Annotated in this window: 13 protein-coding genes; 12 read left to right on the plus strand and 1 reads right to left on the minus strand. The window is 42.1% G+C overall.

Going from position 1 to position 13,383, the window contains the following annotated elements; all coding sequences use genetic code 11:
- The first annotated feature begins 1 nt into the window (after position 1).
- From WDY75_RS12195 to WDY75_RS12245, 11 genes are all read left to right on the plus strand, one after another.
- Entirely contained in the window at positions 2-1,486 is a 1,485-nt protein-coding gene (locus WDY75_RS12195) for a copper amine oxidase N-terminal domain-containing protein (RefSeq protein ID WP_338842165.1), read from the plus strand.
- Positions 1,487-1,770: 284 nt separating this feature from the next.
- Complete coding sequence (locus WDY75_RS12200; protein ID WP_338842166.1) at positions 1,771-2,742, plus strand: hypothetical protein; 972 nt, start codon at positions 1,771-1,773, stop codon at positions 2,740-2,742.
- A gap of 86 nt (positions 2,743-2,828) precedes the next feature.
- Positions 2,829-4,367 (plus strand): Eco57I restriction-modification methylase domain-containing protein, encoded by a 1,539-nt coding sequence (locus WDY75_RS12205; protein WP_338842167.1) that lies wholly within the window; start codon positions 2,829-2,831, stop codon positions 4,365-4,367.
- Positions 4,368-4,369: 2 nt separating this feature from the next.
- Positions 4,370-4,762: a hypothetical protein gene (locus tag WDY75_RS12210; protein WP_338842168.1), complete on the plus strand. Its 393-nt coding sequence runs from the start codon at positions 4,370-4,372 to the stop codon at positions 4,760-4,762.
- 206 nt (positions 4,763-4,968) lie between these two features.
- A complete protein-coding gene (locus WDY75_RS12215) occupies positions 4,969-5,592 on the plus strand; it encodes a hypothetical protein (protein ID WP_338842169.1) in 624 nt (207 codons plus the stop codon).
- Positions 5,593-5,608: 16 nt separating this feature from the next.
- The gene (locus tag WDY75_RS12220; RefSeq protein WP_338842170.1) at positions 5,609-5,800 is read left to right on the plus strand and encodes a hypothetical protein; all 192 of its coding nucleotides are present in this window, start codon (positions 5,609-5,611) and stop codon (positions 5,798-5,800) included.
- A 168-nt stretch (positions 5,801-5,968) separates the two neighbouring features.
- Positions 5,969-7,540 (plus strand): tRNA (N6-isopentenyl adenosine(37)-C2)-methylthiotransferase MiaB, encoded by a 1,572-nt coding sequence (miaB, locus tag WDY75_RS12225; RefSeq protein WP_338842171.1) that lies wholly within the window; start codon positions 5,969-5,971, stop codon positions 7,538-7,540.
- 109 nt (positions 7,541-7,649) lie between these two features.
- Positions 7,650-8,099, plus strand: coding sequence for a RicAFT regulatory complex protein RicA family protein (locus WDY75_RS12230; RefSeq protein ID WP_006211244.1), 450 nt, complete (start codon positions 7,650-7,652; stop codon positions 8,097-8,099).
- A gap of 162 nt (positions 8,100-8,261) precedes the next feature.
- Entirely contained in the window at positions 8,262-9,047 is a 786-nt protein-coding gene (locus WDY75_RS12235; protein WP_040680747.1) for an NUDIX domain-containing protein, read from the plus strand.
- 64 nt (positions 9,048-9,111) lie between these two features.
- Complete coding sequence (locus WDY75_RS12240) at positions 9,112-9,666, plus strand: cysteine hydrolase family protein (protein ID WP_063480004.1); 555 nt, start codon at positions 9,112-9,114, stop codon at positions 9,664-9,666.
- Positions 9,667-9,746: 80 nt separating this feature from the next.
- The gene (locus WDY75_RS12245) at positions 9,747-11,201 is read left to right on the plus strand and encodes a nicotinate phosphoribosyltransferase (RefSeq protein ID WP_036642127.1); all 1,455 of its coding nucleotides are present in this window, start codon (positions 9,747-9,749) and stop codon (positions 11,199-11,201) included.
- A 203-nt stretch (positions 11,202-11,404) separates the two neighbouring features.
- Here the strand turns inward: WDY75_RS12245 and WDY75_RS12250 are convergent, their stop codons facing one another.
- Complete coding sequence (locus WDY75_RS12250) at positions 11,405-12,091, minus strand: hypothetical protein (RefSeq protein WP_231888194.1); 687 nt, start codon at positions 12,089-12,091, stop codon at positions 11,405-11,407.
- A 223-nt stretch (positions 12,092-12,314) separates the two neighbouring features.
- Between WDY75_RS12250 and WDY75_RS12255 the strand changes: the two genes are divergently transcribed.
- Positions 12,315-13,313: an NADPH:quinone oxidoreductase family protein gene (locus WDY75_RS12255; RefSeq protein ID WP_063480003.1), complete on the plus strand. Its 999-nt coding sequence runs from the start codon at positions 12,315-12,317 to the stop codon at positions 13,311-13,313.
- Positions 13,314-13,383 lie beyond the last annotated feature (70 nt).

Raw genomic sequence — 13,383 nt, forward strand, 5'->3', positions numbered from 1 at the left:
GATGAAAAGAATTTGTTTATTTATTATTGCGTTATGCTTAATTACTCCTTATAACTTAGCGGCAGCTTCTTCGGAGAATAAAATTAATGTTGTAATAAACGGAGTTATACAGAAATTCGATGCTCCTGCCCAATTGAAAAATGGTAGTGTTTTAGTGCCGATGAGAGCAATATTTGAAAGTCTAGGCGCATCAGTGGAATGGAAACAGGATAATCAACAAATTATTGCACGAAAAGATTTTGAAACCATAGTTCTAACTGTCAGTTCTAAGAAGGCAACTATAAATAACCAAAACGTTGAATTGAATGTAGCTCCACAAATTATTTATGGAAGCACAATGGTTCCATTGCGTTTTGTTGGAGAGGCACTAGGAGCTGACGTGAAATGGAGTGAGAGCGACAAAACAGTAAACATATCAAGGAAGGAAAAATGGGAAAGGATTGATTTATCAGAGATTACTTCTACAACGCAATATGGTACAAGCTACATCATGGATTGGTCTCCAGATAATATTTTAACAGGGGTAGCAACAACAACAGGTATAGTTCAATATATTGACGGAGAATGGAAGCAATTTGATGCAGAATACTCACCTGTAAAAGACATGAAGGTCAATCATATTAAATGGTCGCAGGATGGGAAGTTGGTTGTTGTCGCCCGTAATGGGGGAGTTGGAGTCGACCACGTATGGCAATATTCTAAGAGCGGTTGGGAAAAAATAAACCTCCCAAGAGTAACGGTTCAGATGGGGAAACCGCCGAAGGATTTTATTATTGGACCAACATCAAACGATTTTTTATATCTCGATTGGTCAAATGACAATGTACTTACTGCATCTTTCAATGTTAGTGAGTATGGAGTCAGTTTCATGGGGCTATGGCAGTATACAGATAATAAATGGAACGAGCTTTATACTGTCCAAGAAGGAATTGGTTATGTAGGTGATGTTGCTTATATCAACAAGGACATTTATATCGTTGACCATTTACTAAGAACTTTTGTTCTTGAAAATAATGTGCTAAGAAAACTATCATCTAATGACAGCGAAAATAAAACTGAGAAGTTATTTGTTCAGAATGGACAGCTTTTTGGTATTGGTGGGGGTACGCAAGGGATATTAAAGTATCATAATGGGAAATGGAGTAGAGGAGATAAGATTTCTACTGAGATTCATAAAGCGTGGTTAGCTGAAGTAGCGTACTCAAAAACAACTGTGGTTGTAACATCTCCCAACGACATTAATTTAATGTGGCTTCAAACGAGAGGTAATTGGTCTAAGGTTTCGGATAAAGCACTTCCTTTCACTTTCAAGGAGCCAAATACTAAAATACCAGATGGTTACAGAATCGCAGAAGGTGCATATGCAAATCAAGTTTCTGTATCACCGAACGGTAAGATAGTATCTGTAATAACAGTACAAGATATTAGAACCGATTTGTCTGCACGTCCATTCAAACAATATCTTTGGTTATACCATGTGGTTTAAGCGTCTCAAACGAGTTATTGCACTTTATGATTAAAAGGGAGTACACACGAACAAAGAAAGATTACGAAAATAATAAGGTACCAAAAAGAAAATTTGTAGTTCTTCTCTATTAGTGGGGTGTGGCTTGACAATATCTTCTTGTTTTGTCCTATGGGGGGGATATTCTTCATATTGAACTAATTAAAAAGGAAAAAGAAAAATAATTGTTTGCTACAGGAGATGACTAGAACTTTGTCGAAATAGGTAACGTTGGTGTTTAACGTTAAATGTGGAGGCGAAGGACTTTGTACGAATTAGACAAATCGAAAATCTTAAACGTAATGAGAACAAATGCTGGTGAGGTTCTCAAAAAAATTCATGACGCAAAAGGGAAAAACCAAGATAAAACCAAAGAAATGAACAGGTTCTTGGATGAATTACATAGCAAAGTGTTTGAGATTTTATCAAAAGAAGTTGATAAGAGCCAATTACCAGAATGTGCGTTTTTGGTGTATTATTGTTGGATTATTGTATCGTTGGAGTGCAGGAATTATCTTTGGAATTATGAGTCTATGGACCTTTCACGTAGGTCTGGCGAACTGTGGGAGAGTCTTGTGAAGTTGTGCTGGACATTTCCAGTTAAAAAGAATGTGAAAAGGTTCAATGCACCAAGTTTCGAAGATGTACAGAAACAAATTAAGAAGAAGTTTGTGAAGAAATTAAAAGATAGAGGAATACCAGATGATTTGGTTTCAGAAATCTACAATGATTATGATAAAATCTGGTCACTTCTTGGTGAGAGCATAAATCTAAATTCCGATGAGCTTTTTGAAACATTTGACGAATTGGATGGAGAGATTTTTGAGTCCGAAACTAAGCACGAAAAAGTAATTATTGATTTCAAAGGAAGTTATGGTTCGAACGAAAAAGGTAATAAAGAGAGATTGCTTACAGTTGCACGTGTATACGATATGTTAAATCATTATGAATTGACTGATAAGCCATACAGATGCATGTTAGCGGTCAGAACAGTAGAAGACTCTGGGCATAATTATCTACGTCAACTTGAAAATTCGGGTCTGTGGTCAGTTGAGAGAGGTAATGAAGTTTATGATATGATACATAAGTATACAGGGTTCAATATATTGAAAGTTATAAAAAAGCATGATTTGTCTATTGTTAATGATTTAGATGAAAATACTGCAAAGTATATGAAGTCAAAACGCACATCTAAGCAAGATAAATCATTTGCAGACCATTATCTTACTTGGTGGTAATAAAATAACTTGAATTCGTCTTAGGTTTAACTTATGATTAACATAAGTTAAACCTAAGATTTTTTTTTTATCAGGAGGATGCACAAATGGATGAATACCGTTCTTACTACACAAAATCGCAATTTATAACAGACTACATGATTAAGCAAATTGATTTGAAGGATGAAGATTTAATTCTTGAACCATCAGCAGGTGATGGTGTGTTTATCGATGAGGTATTGAGATATAAACCTCATAGTAAAATTGAAGCATATGATTTGAATCCAGAAGCAGTAAAGGTACTAGAAAATAAGTACAAGGGAAATCAAAATATTAAAGTTGTAAATGCAGATACTCTTTTAGATTTACAACTTGATATGTTCGTAATGTCTAATGGTCATTATGATAAAGTTATTGGAAATCCACCATATGGGGCATGGCAAGATTATGAGAAGCGTGATGTTCTTAAAAAAAAATATGCAGGTTTTTATGTTAAAGAATCGTACACATTGTTCTTGCTTCGTTGTATTTCATTATTAAAAGATGACGGAATTTTAAGCTTCATCATACCTGATACATTTATGAATCTTCATATGCATAATAATCTTCGTGAATACATGCTGTTAAATACCAAGATAAAAGAAATTCTAATTTTCCCATCCAAGTTCTTTCCTGGGGTTCAGTATGGTTATTCAAAAATGTGTATCATTACAGTCCAAAAGACAGCAGATAAAAACATTGCTTTAAAAAATAATGTTAGAATCATTACTGATTTAAATCAACCATCAGATATTGATGAAATAACATATGAAAGAGATTTACGTAAATATTCAGTTGAGATATTAAATCAAAAAGAAATTTTCGATTCAGTAGATAAAGCTTTTTTAATTAAAGCTGGCGAGGGTGTTAGGAATCTAATTAATTCATCAGAACTAACGTTAGGTGATATTGCAAATTGTGTTACAGGTATTTATACTGGCGACAATAAAAAATATTTTAAAGTTGCTTCTGACAAAGTTAAAAACAATTTAAGTAAATGCCCTGTAATAACGGAAAGCGAGATTAACGAAAATTATTTGGAAATCGAAAACATAATAGAAGGCATAGATGCCGAAAATGCTTTTATTCCAGTAGTTAAAGGTAGTTCTGATAGTTACATTAGAAGAAATGATTGGTACATTGATTGGAGTAAAGATGCAATAAATCATTATAATACTGATAAAAAAGCAAGATTTCAAAATTCGCAATATTATTTTAAAAAGGGTATTGCATTACCAATGGTTAAATCTTCGAAAATTAAAGCAAATCTGATTGAGAACCAAGTATTTGACCAATCAGTTGTAGGGATATTCCCAAAGGATGAAAATTATTTATACTTCATGTTAGCCTTTTTCAATTCTGATGTTTTTAATTCCATCATAAATACGATTAATCCTACTGCTAATAATTCAGCCAACTATGTTAAGAAAATCCCTATTATTGTTCCTGATGATATGTCCCACATCGATGGTTTAGTTCAGAAAATGATTGACCACAAAAGGAAAACTGGTAATGTAGATGACAAGATACAAGAAGAATTGGACAAGCATTTTTCAGAGCTATACGCTGAATGGTTTAATAAGTCACCTGAATTGGTAGAGGTGTGATTATGAATAGAAAAAAACAATATAAGAAGAATGTAAAAGGCAACTTTGGAGGTCTTGATGTAGTTGGTGTTAATCCTAATGCTGACTATGTAATTAACAAAGCAGGTGCAAAAGTATATAAGGATTTGTCTAAACATGATGTTTTAGAAATTCCTTCATTAAATTCTGATGCTGAAAGCGGCAAAGTGTATGAGGTATTAAGTGTAGGGATAATGTCTGGAACTCCATTCGCTACAGTGAAAATTGGTGATTTACCAATAGCGTTTAGACTTCCTGCTGACCTTGTTGGATGGTGTCAACATAGCATGGGTTTGGCAATGCAAGGTGTTAAGCTTTTTCCAACAAAAGTGGAATTTGGACAATTAAATGAAAGGTACTACGCAGAATTGGTTTAAATTTATTTCTACTATATATTATTTATAGATGACATACATTTTGAAGTGCGCACCGAATGCTTATAGCTCATTCATGAATGCAACCCTCCCCACAATTCAAAACGGGAGGGTTTTTGATAGTAATTGGATATAGATGGAATTAGTGGAATGTGGTACAATTAACCTAGTTCAATTAGCACATAATGTAGGTATAGGGGAGCAGAGTAATGTCGGAAAAGGTGAATGAAGAAGTCGAAAAAAAGAATGAATCTAAAAAAGATGAAAGTACAAAAAAAGACGAAACCGATGAGAAAAAGGATAGTGAATTGGGTGAAAACAATGAAGGTCATAATGAGAAATTACCATCTGCTAAATTGCTTCTTTCTGTAGCTCAGAAAGAGAATGATTATGAAATTGACCGTAAGAAAACCTTTGAAACTAGGTCTGCTGTTTTTATTGCCTTCACGGGCGTTTTAATAACTCTAATAACTAAAATTATGGACTCAAAGTATTTTGATAATGTTCAGTCTACAGATTTTATTTCATATGCAATTAAGTTTGGAGTGTTTTTGTTGTTCCCTTCTATTTTATTAGTAGGGGCTGTTTACTGTTTTTTGTACGTAATTATTGCTAGAAAATACGATAGGTTTGATTTAGCTGGTTTTGAAAAAGACACTGCAAAATTACCAGAAGAGCAAAGTGCATTATTTCTAATGGAGAAGTATCGAGATGTAGTTAATAAGAACTGTAAAGTAAACAATCGCAAAAGTGTATATTTTATGATAGGTGTCATTACAATTGGAATTGCAGCCTTACTTATCGGGGTCATGACCTTCATTGTCTTTGTATAATAGGGAGGTGATAAATATGTCAGGGAATGATAGCACAAGTAAAAATAATCCGTTCATGAAAAAAGGGTCTCCAAAGACCAGTGGAAATAATCCCTTTACAACTAAAATGGTAAACGAAGATGCTTCTGAGGGAGTTAAGCGGGAGTTCTTCGAAGCCAAGCGAGAATTTGCTGAAAGAAAACAAGAAACAGAGAATGATAAGGATTAAACAGAAGGGCGGGAGCATATCCCGCTCTTTTGCGTACAAGCCTAGATTAATGCTTTACTGTGATGGATAAGCATACTTAATTGTGGTATAATTTTTTATTGATGCTTTACACTCATGAGAATAAAAATAATTGTTTACAGATATTGAAATTGAGGAAGTGATAAATGAATGAAGGAGACTAATGCTAAACCTGAGAAGGATTACAGCAAGTACTTTGATTTCAGTGACGCTAAATTATTAAGTGAAGAAGATGGCAAGGCAACATACCGTATTAAAGGAAGAAATATTCAAATCAATTCTGCGCCTTCTTATAAAGATGAGAAGAAGCGAGGAAAAGAAGCGATTCAGGTTCACTACGATTTTGAAATTCCCGAAGAATTAAAGAACATGGGTAAGGGAAAATATGCGTGTATTTTGACTTATGGATGCCAGATGAATGAGCATGATTCCGAGACCATTAAGGGATTGCTGGAGCAAATGGGCTATCAAGCCACCGAGGATCGCAAGCAGGCGGATATCATTTTGCTGAATACATGCGCCATTCGTGAAAATGCGGAGGACAAGGTCTTCGGCGAACTCGGCCATCTGAAACACTTGAAGATCGAGAAGCCCGATATGCTGCTCGGTGTTTGCGGCTGTATGTCGCAGGAGGAGTCCGTAGTTAATCGCATTCTCCAGAAACACGGCTTCGTTGACCTCATCTTCGGTACGCACAACGTGCACCGTCTGCCCCATCTTATACAGGAGGCGCTCTTCAGCAAGGAAATGGTTGTTGAAGTGTGGTCCAAGGAGGGCGACATCATTGAGAACCTTCCGAAGAAGCGGGAAGGGCTTCGCGGCTGGGTTAACATTATGTACGGCTGCGATAAATTCTGTACATACTGCATAGTCCCGTATACCCGCGGTAAGGAACGCAGCCGGCGTCCGGAGGATGTTATAGCTGAGGTACGTGAACTAGCCCGTCAGGGTTACAAGGAAATCACGCTGCTCGGGCAAAATGTGAACGCATACGGCAAGGATTTTGAGGATATCGAGTACCGCTTCGGCGATCTGATGGATGCGATCCATAAGATCGATATCCCGCGTGTACGTTTCACGACATCCCATCCGAGAGATTTCGACGATCATCTGATCGAGGTGCTGGCGAAGGGCGGAAATCTGGTAGAACACATTCATCTGCCGGTGCAATCGGGAAGCTCGCAGGTGCTCAAAAAAATGAGCCGCAAATATACGCGTGAGACGTACCTGGAGCTTGCTCATAAGATCAAAAAAGCGATTCCGAATGTTGCGTTTACAACGGACATCATTGTCGGATTCCCTGGAGAAACCGATGAGCAGTTTGAGGAGACGCTGTCTCTTGTCCGCGAAGTAGGTTATGACGCTGCGTATACCTTCATCTATTCTCCCCGTGAAGGAACACCGGCAGCGGTGATGGAGGATAATGTGCCGATGGAGGTCAAGAGCGAGCGACTTCAACGTTTGAATGCAGCTATCAGTGAGTACAGCCGCCAGAGCAATGACAGGCTGCTGGGTGCTACGGTAGAGGTCCTTGTAGAGGGTGTCAGCAAGAACAATGATTCCATGCTGTCCGGGCGCACGCGCACGAACAAGCTGGTGCATTTTGAAGGCTCCAGGGATTTGGTGGGAACGTTCGTGAATGTTCAAATTACCGATACGAAGACCTGGTATATTAAAGGCGATATGATTTCCAATCCGATTCCTGCATCGGATGCTGTATAATAGAGAGGCAGGCAGAAATTTTCCACGACGTACGTAAAGGCCGTCCTTGTGAGTTCGGCCCGGCGCTGCGTATATGCTTATAGATGATGAAGAATTGGAGCGATGAACCTTGGCACAAGATCATGTTCGTACGAACACATATGGTATGTCAACATTCAATTCGCGTGAATTGATTATACGCGATGATATTTTGGCAAAAGCCGGTGAGCTGGCGAATTTAATATCCACAAGCGAAGAAGTCCAAATGTTTAAGCAAGCAGAAGAGAAAATCCAAAACCACGAACGGGTTCAAGGATTGATCAAAACCATCAAGAAAAAGCAAAAAGAAATCGTTGCTTTTGAATCCTTTCAGAATAAGGACATGGTTGCGAAAATCGAACGCGAGATCGAAGAGCTGCAAGAGGAGATTGACGGCATCCCGCTCGTTATGGAATTCCAGCAGAGTCAAAGCGATATCAACTATCTTCTTCAACTGGTCGTATCCGTGATTCATGATACCGTTTCGGAAAAAGTCAATGTAGAAACAGGAAAAGATACGCCGCCAAGCAGCTGCGGTTAGGCGATTCGAAGGTGCGGAATGGTTCCGCACCTTTTCTATTCATATCCATCATGCACAGAATGAGGCTGAATAGGGCATAGTAATCTTATGCAGAAGATGGGATGAGGAAATCCTTGACATCATCTTTAAATATGTCATAATGAAATTATCAAATTAATAGTTATGGTGATGGAAATGACGGATCATGAACAGGCGCCACAGCGCAATGCCAAGAAATATAGAACACCGGATGGTGTACCCGCTGATATCGTCATGTTTACCTTGACGAAGCGGGAGCGGAAGACCTTCACCAAGACACTGCCTATACGGGAGCTTAAGGTGATGCTGATTAGGCGCAGATCATGGCCTTGTGCCGGTATGTGGGCACTTCCAGGCGGTTTTTGCCGTGAGAGTGAGTCTATTTACGATGCAGCCAAGAGGGAACTGAAAGAAGAGACCGGGGTGGATGGCGGTCATTTGGAATATTTGGGTGTGTATAGCGCGCCCGGTCGCGATCCACGCGGCTGGATCATCAGCCATGCGTTCTACGCGTTGGTGGAAGAATGGATGCTGGAGCACCGCCAGGCTGCCGATGATGCAGAAGAGGTTGGACTATTCACGGTAGCGGAGGCTCTGGAGGAGCTGGAGCTTGCTTTTGACCACCGGGATATCATCATGGATGCGTATCGCAAGATTCAGCAGCAAATGCTGCAAACGACGATTGCCAGACAGTTTTTGCCGGAGCATTTTACACTGAGCGAACTGTATCAGGTTATCCAAACTGTCGTGCCGGAGTTCAATGAACCCAACTTTATCCGTAAGATTACTTCTACCCGAAGCAGGCAGGGAATTTTGGAGGAAGCCCGTGATGAGGATGGCAAACCTCTAAACTCGAATCAGTACTCCCAACGACCGGCACAATTGTATCGATTTACGGATCATGCACCGCTGCTATCTATTTATACGTAACATGTAATCTCAAGCCACTGTTTTTTATCGGCCACATTAATCAATGTACAGAGGAGTGTGTCAGATGAAGGCTTTAATCGTGATAGATTTCACGAATGACTTCGTGGATGGCAGTCTGCCTGTAGGCAAGCCGGCCATTGACATTCAGCATAGAATTGTCGACTTGACCAGACAGTATAATGACAACGGGGATTTCGTTGTGATGGCTGTAGACCTTCACGAGGAACATGATGCTTACCATCCGGAAACGAAGCTGTTTCCGCCTCATAACATTCGGGACACGCGGGGGCGTGAATTATACGGCGATCTGCAACAGGTGTACGAGGAACGCAAGGAAACGATCTATTGGATGGACAAAACGAGGTACAGTGCATTTTGCGGCACCGATCTGAATCAAAAGCTGCGTGAACGCGGGATTACCGAAGTGGATCTGGTCGGGGTATGCACGGATATCTGTGTCCTTCATACGGCGGTGGATGCCTACAATTACGGATATAAGATTACGGTTTATGAGGATGCTGTTGCAAGCTTCAATCCAGAGGGCCATCAGTGGGCTTTAGGTCATTTTCAAGGCAGTCTCGGTGCAGCGGTTGTGCGCAGTGAAGATGGTACGAAATAAGATGAACGAATTAAGATGACAGCTTGTGAATTGCCCGGAAGCATAAAGGAGCAAACGGGTAACACTGGAGGATGATCGTGATGCTGACAGCAGGATTAGCACTACATACGGACAAATACCAGATCAACATGATGTATGCTCATTGGATTAACGGATCTCATCGTACGCGTGCGGTATTTGAGGCTTATTTTCGTAAGCTGCCATTCGGTAACGGGTACGCTGTTTTTGCCGGTTTGGAGAGGATTGTACATTACATTGAATCGTTGCGGTTCTCGGAAGATGACATTGCCTATCTGGCCAAACAGGAAGAGAAGTATAAACCTGAGTTTTTGGAGGAGCTTCGCCAGTTCCGCTTCCAAGGGAATATTCATTCCATGAAGGAGGGGGCGCTGGTCTTCCCGAACGAGCCGCTCATCCGGGTTGAAGGCACCATATTCGAAACGCAGCTGGTGGAAACCGCGCTTCTGAACTTCATGAACTTCCAGACGCTGATCGCCACCAAAGCCTCCCGAATCCGTCAGGTTGCCAGCGGGGACATCCTGCTGGAGTTTGGCACAAGACGAGCGCAGGAAGCCGATGCGGCCGTCTGGGGGGCGCGTGCAGCCTATCTGGCGGGCTTCCACGCCACTTCGAATATGCTGGCAGGGGAGAAATTTGGTATTCCCACCAAAGGCACGCATGCGCATTCCTGGGTACAGACCTTCCGGAGCGAGCAGGAGGCCTTTGACATATTTGCTGAGGTGATGCCGGATCAGGTCACCCTGCTGGTGGATACGTTTGATACGTTAAAGAGCGGGATTCCACATGCAATTGCAACCGCGAAGAAGCTGGAAGCCCAGGGGAAACGGATGAATGCCATCCGTCTGGACAGCGGGGATCTGGCTTATCTGTCCATTCAAGCCCGTAAAATGCTGGATGAGGCCGGTCTTGACTATGTGGGCATCGTAGCCTCGAATGATCTGGATGAAGGAACCATTCTGGATCTTAAAGCACAGGGAGCCAAAATTGACACTTGGGGTGTCGGAACCCAATTAATCACCGCCGCAGACCAGCCGGCTCTCGGAGGCGTCTATAAATTGGTAGAGCGTGAGGTTGACGGTGAGATGGTCCCGACCATCAAGATTTCAGGCAATCCCGAAAAAGTATCGACGCCAGGCAAAAAAGAGGTTTACCGCATCATATCCAAAGGCAGCGGTAAAGCCATTGCCGATTACATCTGCTTCCCTGAAGAGGAGATGCCGCCGGACAGCGGGAAGCTAAAGCTGTTTAATCCGCTGCATCCTTATATGCGTAAGAATGTGCAGAACTTTGAGGCTGTATCCATGCTTGAACCGGTGTTCTTGCAGGGTGAGCTGGTATATGAGCTGCCGAAGCTGGAAGAGATACGGAGTTATCATAACACGCAGCTTGATCAGTTCTGGCCGGAATATTTACGCAAGCTGAATCCGGAGATTTACCGGGTTAACCTTAGTGAGCAGGTCTGGGAAGTCAAGCATCGCATGATGGCTGAGTTTATGGAACAGCATGAAGAATAGAAATAGAATTAACCTGTGGAAATAAAATAAGACGCTCCCTATCTGCTGCTTGGCATGCGAGGGAGTGTCTTTTTGTGCATGGCTACAAATCAAGCTGATCTTGAGCTATAACGCTATCGTTTGCATCGCGGGCGATCAGATGAAGTTTATCCTTATTCATGACAGGGTCAGGCTGATGTTCGTAATACCACATGTACAAATCTTCACTGACATATGGTCTTAATTGGCGATAAGGTATAGATGGTGCAGGGCTGACCGTTCACATAGATCCGAAGCGGTTCTTCGCTTCTGTATATCCCGAAGGCGAGCGATGAGTGAACATTTGTCTCTGAAAATATGGAAGGCGAAGAGGAATTCTCAGCCGGAGGGTAGAATGTGGATACAACGGACATATCCCATCCGAACCATCCCCTGGTATGGGCTGATAATTGCAGACCCAGTCCAGGTGTGATGACAAAGGCATAGGCTTTATCTGAAGATGCTTTCGGATGTATAATACGGGCATTCTCCACTCTGAAGGGGGCTTCAAGGTAAGCATGGCTTTTATCCAATACAGATGCTTCAACCGAGCGGTAAGTGCTGAAGTATTCGCAGGTCCCTGTAATGATGATAAAGAGGAGACCCATCTGTAAGTACACTTTAAGGCCAGGCCGGGTAATGAAGGGAACAGCTCCGTAGACTAAGCGAAGAAATAAAAGGATAAGTCCCAAGCTCAGAAAAAAACCGAGAAATGAACCGGCGACGCCTCCCAATTCTGTATGTATTCCAATGCTTTTAAGAGCTTGACTGACGGGCTTGCTGGCGATGGGTAACAGAAGTAATGTCACTAAGGTAAGCAGGAACGAAAAGCGGAAGGATGACGCTTGAGTTTCCTGTATAGAATTGTTCATAATGTTCAGTTCAACTCCCGTATATGAAGTAGTTATAGCAAGAGGAGGATTCTTTTTTCATCCTAACATAACCTGTAACTACTTTTGAATCTGTTGCTGCGGATTATTTCTCGGGAAAGCGCAGAAATCGCCTTATTCCGGCGGATATGCACAGTTTCAACATTCATGGCGCAGATTTTATACGGGGATACAATCAAAATATAAAACTGAAGGAGTGAGCAGTGTGTGCAGCCAAACCAATTTTCAAGCCTATGTTCTTCGTCAAGAGGAGCAAGAGGTTCGTGGAAGCGTGGAGAACATCTCCATCGATCAGCTTCCTGAAGGAGATGTTACTGTCCGGGTATTGTACAGCGGGGTTAATTACAAGGACGGGCTTGCCAGCATTCCGGAAGGCAAAATAGTGCGCAGGTATCCGTTCATTCCAGGCATTGATCTGGCGGGAACCGTAGTGGAATCCTCGCATCCCGGTTACAAGGAAGGTGATGATGTCCTTTGCACCGGTTACGAGCTGGGCGTATCGCATGAAGGTGGATTCAGCCAATATGCCAGGGTCAAGGGAGACTGGCTTGTGCCTCTGCCGCAAGGCTTGTCGCCAAGAGAGGCGATGGCCATTGGCACTGCAGGTTTTACCGCAGCCCTGTCGATTGAGGCATTACTGCGAAACGGACTCCAGCAGAATCAGGGACCGGTTCTTGTAACGGGTGCAACGGGTGGAGTTGGAAGTTTTGCCGTATCGATCCTGAGTCAGCTGGGTTACCGTGTGACGGCATCGACCGGCAAATCCAGTCAGGCGGATTGGCTCAAGAAGCTTGGAGCTGATGAAGTTATATCCAGGGAAGAAACCGAGTCTGTCTCAAAAGGAGCGATAGCGGCTGAGAGGTGGGCAGCGGTGGTGGATCCTGTCGGGGGCAGCCAGCTGAGCTCCCTTCTAAAAAGTGTACAATACGGCGGGGGCATCGCCGTTTCCGGCATGACTGGCGGCGGTGCGTTTGATACCACGGTGTTTCCGTTTATTTTGAGAGGGATTAATCTCCTGGGGATCGATTCGGTATACTGCCCAATGGTCTATCGCCGATCCGTCTGGTCCAGGCTTGCTGATGAATGGAAGCCGACAGCCGTACTTCAAGAAGGAATCAGGGAATACGGGTTGACCGATCTCCCTGACGTGCTGAATACCATCTTGCAGGGAGGAGCAGTCGGAAGAAGTGTCATATCGCTTTAATTATTAGCTTGAATTCGCATAATGTTCATTACCCGCAGGCATCCTAAGACAAGGTAACCTTTGACACCAA

This window comes from Paenibacillus glucanolyticus (assembly GCF_037333485.1).
Classification (GTDB): domain Bacteria; phylum Bacillota; class Bacilli; order Paenibacillales; family Paenibacillaceae; genus Paenibacillus_AQ; species Paenibacillus_AQ glucanolyticus.

Excerpts from the sequence above, each read along its gene's own strand:
- WDY75_RS12245 (WP_036642127.1), top strand. The coding sequence starts at position 9,747 with ATGCTGACAGCAGGATTAGCACTACATACGGACAAATACCAGATCAAC.
- WDY75_RS12205 (WP_338842167.1), top strand. The coding sequence starts at position 2,829 with ATGGATGAATACCGTTCTTACTACACAAAATCGCAATTTATAACAGAC.
- WDY75_RS12235 (WP_040680747.1), top strand. The coding sequence starts at position 8,262 with ATGGTGATGGAAATGACGGATCATGAACAGGCGCCACAGCGCAATGCC.
- WDY75_RS12195 (WP_338842165.1), top strand. The coding sequence starts at position 2 with ATGAAAAGAATTTGTTTATTTATTATTGCGTTATGCTTAATTACTCCT.
- WDY75_RS12220 (WP_338842170.1), top strand. The coding sequence starts at position 5,609 with ATGTCAGGGAATGATAGCACAAGTAAAAATAATCCGTTCATGAAAAAA.
- miaB (WP_338842171.1), top strand. The coding sequence starts at position 5,969 with ATGAAGGAGACTAATGCTAAACCTGAGAAGGATTACAGCAAGTACTTT.
- WDY75_RS12215 (WP_338842169.1), top strand. The coding sequence starts at position 4,969 with ATGTCGGAAAAGGTGAATGAAGAAGTCGAAAAAAAGAATGAATCTAAA.
- WDY75_RS12240 (WP_063480004.1), top strand. The coding sequence starts at position 9,112 with ATGAAGGCTTTAATCGTGATAGATTTCACGAATGACTTCGTGGATGGC.
- WDY75_RS12250 (WP_231888194.1), bottom strand. The coding sequence starts at position 12,091 with ATGAACAATTCTATACAGGAAACTCAAGCGTCATCCTTCCGCTTTTCG.
- WDY75_RS12210 (WP_338842168.1), top strand. The coding sequence starts at position 4,370 with ATGAATAGAAAAAAACAATATAAGAAGAATGTAAAAGGCAACTTTGGA.